The organism is Stenotrophomonas sp. HMWF003, assembly GCF_003061285.1.
Lineage (GTDB): Bacteria > Pseudomonadota > Gammaproteobacteria > Xanthomonadales > Xanthomonadaceae > Stenotrophomonas > Stenotrophomonas maltophilia_AP.
Genome location: NZ_QAIW01000403.1, coordinates 6,120 through 9,889 on the forward strand (window position 1 = coordinate 6,120; position 3,770 = coordinate 9,889).

Below are 3,770 nucleotides of genomic sequence, written 5' to 3' on the forward strand. Positions count from 1 at the left end.
AACAGGCCCGCCTCTTGGCGGGCCTTGTTTTTTGCTGCGCTGCGGGTTGCACACCGCTCCGTAATTATGGCGTAATTATCTCAACGTCATCCGGATCTGTGTCGATGAACCCTACCTGGGACACCCTGGCACGCAGCCGCCAGGCACGACTCGAACGCGCAGCGCCCTGGGCCCACGGCCGCGAGGTGGCGGCCGGCGATATCGCCGCGCTGCTGCACGCCCTGCTTGAACCGGGCGACAAGGTCTGCCTGGAGGGCAACAACCAGAAGCAGGCCGACTTCCTTGCCCAGGCCCTGGCCGACCTCGACCCGGCGCGTGTACACGACCTGCACATGGTGCAATCGGTGCTGTCGCTGCCCGCGCACCTGGACGTGTTCGAGCGCGGCATCGCCTCGAAGCTGGATTTCTCCTTCTCCGGGCCGCAGTCGGTCCGGCTGGCCAACCTGGTCGCCGACGGGCGCATCCAGATCGGTGCCATCCACACCTACCTGGAACTGTTCGGCCGCTACTTCATCGACCTCACGCCCCGCGTGGCGCTGGTGGCCGCGCAGGCGGCAGACCGCCACGGCAACCTCTACACCGGCCCGAATACCGAAGACACCCCGGTGATCGTCGAAGCCACCGCCTTCGGCGGCGGCATCGTCATCGCGCAGGTCAACGAGATCGTCGATACCCTGCCCCGCGTCGACATCCCCGCCGACTGGGTCAACTTCGTGGTGCAGGCGCCGCGCCCGAACCACATCGAACCGCTGTTCACCCGCGACCCGGCGCAGATCTCCGAGATCCAGGTGCTGATGGCGATGATGGCGATCAAGGGCATCTACGCCGAGTACGGGGTCAACCGGCTCAACCATGGCATCGGCTTCGACACGGCCGCGATCGAACTGCTGCTGCCTACCTATGCCGAATCGCTGGGGCTGAAGGGAAAGATCTGCCAGCACTGGGCGCTCAATCCGCACCCGGCGCTGATCCCCGCCATCGAGTCGGGCTTCGTGAAATCGGTGCATTCGTTCGGCTCGGAACTGGGCATGGAGAAATACATCGCCGCGCGCGGCGATGTGTTCTTCACCGGCGCCGACGGCGCAATGCGCTCCAACCGGGCGTACTCGCAGACCGCTGGCCTGTATGCCTGCGACATGTTCATCGGCTCCACCCTGCAGATCGACCTGCAGGGCAACAGCTCCACCGCCACCCGCGACCGTATCGCCGGCTTCGGTGGCGCGCCCAACATGGGTTCGGATGCGCGCGGCCGCCGCCACGCCAGCGATGCCTGGCTCAAGGCCGGCCGGCAGGCCGCACGCCCGGGCGAGATGCCGCGTGGGCGCAAGCTGGTGGTGCAGATGGTGGAAACCTTCCGCGAGCACATGGCGCCGGCCTTCGTCGATCGCCTGGATGCGTGGGAGCTGGCCGAGCGCGCGGCGATGCCACTGCCGCCGGTGATGATCTACGGCGACGACGTCAGCCACGTGCTCACCGAGGAAGGCATCGCCAACCTGCTGCTGTGCCGCACCCCCGAAGAGCGCGAACAGGCCATCCGTGGCGTGGCCGGCTACACCGCGGTGGGCCTGGGCCGCGACCGCGCCATGGTCGAGAACCTGCGCGACCGCGGCGTGATCCAGCGCCCGGACGACCTGGGCATCAACGTACGCGATGCCAGCCGCGACCTGCTGGCCGCGCGCTCGGTGAAAGACCTGGTGCGCTGGTCCGGCGGTCTGTACGACCCGCCCAAGCGCTTCCGCAACTGGTAAGGGACAGGCTCATGGAAACCCTCACATATCGATTCGACGGCACCACCGCCGTGCGCTTCCCCACCGAAGCGGTGCTGGTCGGCGTGCTGGCCTCGGGCAACCTTGAAGTGCTGCTGGAACCGGCCGCGCTGGACGGCGCGATGGCGGTTCGCATCATCACGGCCGCCAAGGGCTTCGGCACTGTCTGGGAGGCGGTGATCGGCGACTTCGCACAGCGCCATCCGCTGCGCGACGTGCAGGTATCGATCAACGATGCCGGCGCCACGCCGGCCGTGGTCAGCCTGCGCCTGGACCAGGCGGTGCAGACCCTGCGCGCGGGGGGCCAGCCATGAGCATCGCCCACCGCCACAGCTATTACGAAGCCGATGCGCGCGAGCGCATCGCCGGCCTGCTTGATGCGGGCACGTTCAAGGAACTGCTGGGCCCGGCCCGGCGCGCGATGAGCCCGCACCTGGCGCAGCTGGACCAGCCCGCTGCATTCGACGACGGCATCGTGGTGGGCGAAGGCCTGCTGCGCGGCAAGCGCGTGCTGGTGGCCGCGCAGCAAGGCCAGTTCATGGGCGGCGGCGTGGGCGAAGTGCACGGCGCCAAGCTCACCGGCCTGCTGCACCGTGCGGTAGACCAGCGCCCGGACGGCGTGCTGCTGCTGCTGGATACCGGCGGCGTGCGGCTGCACGAAGCCAATGCCGGGCTGATCGCCATTTCCGAAATCATGCGCGCCACCCTGGCCGCGCGTGCCGCCGGGGTGCCGGTGGTTGCCCTGATCGGCAGCGGCAACGGCGCGTTCGGCGGCATGGGCATCGTGGCGCGCTGCTGCACCACGGTGATCATGTCCGAAGAGGGGCGTTTGTCGCTGTCCGGCCCGGAGGTGATCGAAACGGTGCGCGGCGTGGAAGAGTTCGACGCCCGCGACCGTGCGCTGGTATGGCGCGTCACCGGCGGCAAGCACCGCTACCTGATCGACCAGGCCCAGGTGCTGGTACCCGATGCGATCAGCGCCTTCGCGCAGGCCGCGTTCGATGCGCTGGTACCCGATACCGACAGCACCGACACCGATCTGGCACTGGCCGCGCTGCAGGCCCGCCACGCCGCATTGCAGGCGCGGGTGCAGGCCTGGGGCGGTTGCCGGGACGGGCTGGACATCTGGGCCCTGCAGGGCATTGCCGACCCGCAGCAGTTGCCGCTGCTGGAGACCGACGCCTTCCTCGCCGCCACGGCCACCCGGAGACTGCCATGACCATGCCCTTGAACACGCTGCTGGATGCACTGTTCCCGCGCGGGCACGCCGTCGCGGTGAACGACGCAGTGCTCACCGGCAGCGCCCGCACCGACGCTGGCGAGGTCACCGTGATCGGCACCGCCGACAAGCTCGAGGTCGGCGTGGACCATGCGCTCACCCTGGCCGCCGCAGTGCTGGCCAGTACAGCCGCGCACCCGCAGCGGCCGATCGTGATGCTGGTCGACACCGCCGGCCAGCGCCTGGCCCGCCGCGATGAACTGCTGGGCATCAACGGCTACTTCGCGCACCTGGCGCAGACGCTGGACCTGGCCCGCCGCCGCGGCGCGCCGCTGGTCACCCTGGTGTACGGCGAATCGGTGAGTGGTGGGTTCCTGTCCTTCGGCCTGATGGCCGACCACATCCATGCCCTGCCCGACGCGCAGGTACGGGTGATGGACCTGCGCGCAATGGCGCGCGTGACCAAGCAACCGCTGGAAAAGCTGCAGGCGCTCAGCCTGAGCTCACCGGTGTTCGCACCCGGCGTGGAAAACTACGTGGCCATGGGCGCGGTCCACGCGGTGTGGGACCACGACCTGGCGCAGGCCTTGCTGGACGCGCTGCGCACGCCGGCCGATGGCGATCGCCGCGCGGTCCTCGGTGCGCAGCGCGGCGGCCGCACGCTGGCCGCGTCGGTCGCGGCGGCGGTGGTGGCCGGCGATGCCTGAGCAGCCTGCCCGCCACACGCTGGTGTGGATGTCGGCACAGGCCGCCTGGCGCGCCGACGTGCCTGCACAGGATGCGCG

Annotated in this window: 4 protein-coding genes and 1 pseudogene; all 5 read left to right on the forward strand. The window is 69.5% G+C overall.

Annotated features, from left to right (window positions below; all coding sequences use genetic code 11):
• Nucleotides 1–104: 104 nt before the first annotated feature.
• A complete protein-coding gene (gene mdcA, locus DBR34_RS17315) occupies nucleotides 105–1,748 on the forward strand; it encodes a malonate decarboxylase subunit alpha (RefSeq protein WP_128097704.1) in 1,644 nt (547 codons plus the stop codon).
• 11 nt (nucleotides 1,749–1,759) lie between these two features.
• Complete coding sequence (gene mdcC, locus DBR34_RS17320; protein WP_128097705.1) at nucleotides 1,760–2,080, forward strand: malonate decarboxylase acyl carrier protein; 321 nt, start codon at nucleotides 1,760–1,762, stop codon at nucleotides 2,078–2,080.
• The gene (locus tag DBR34_RS17325; RefSeq protein ID WP_128097706.1) at nucleotides 2,077–2,985 is read left to right on the forward strand and encodes a biotin-independent malonate decarboxylase subunit beta; all 909 of its coding nucleotides are present in this window, start codon (nucleotides 2,077–2,079) and stop codon (nucleotides 2,983–2,985) included. Before mdcC ends, DBR34_RS17325 begins: the two co-directional genes overlap by 4 nt.
• A gap of 2 nt (nucleotides 2,986–2,987) precedes the next feature.
• Nucleotides 2,988–3,692: a biotin-independent malonate decarboxylase subunit gamma gene (gene mdcE, locus DBR34_RS17330; protein ID WP_128097713.1), complete on the forward strand. Its 705-nt coding sequence runs from the start codon at nucleotides 2,988–2,990 to the stop codon at nucleotides 3,690–3,692.
• Nucleotides 3,685–3,770: pseudogene (locus DBR34_RS23745) on the forward strand (phosphoribosyl-dephospho-CoA transferase); the annotation flags it as partial. The gene mdcE and the pseudogene DBR34_RS23745, both read left to right, overlap by 8 nt.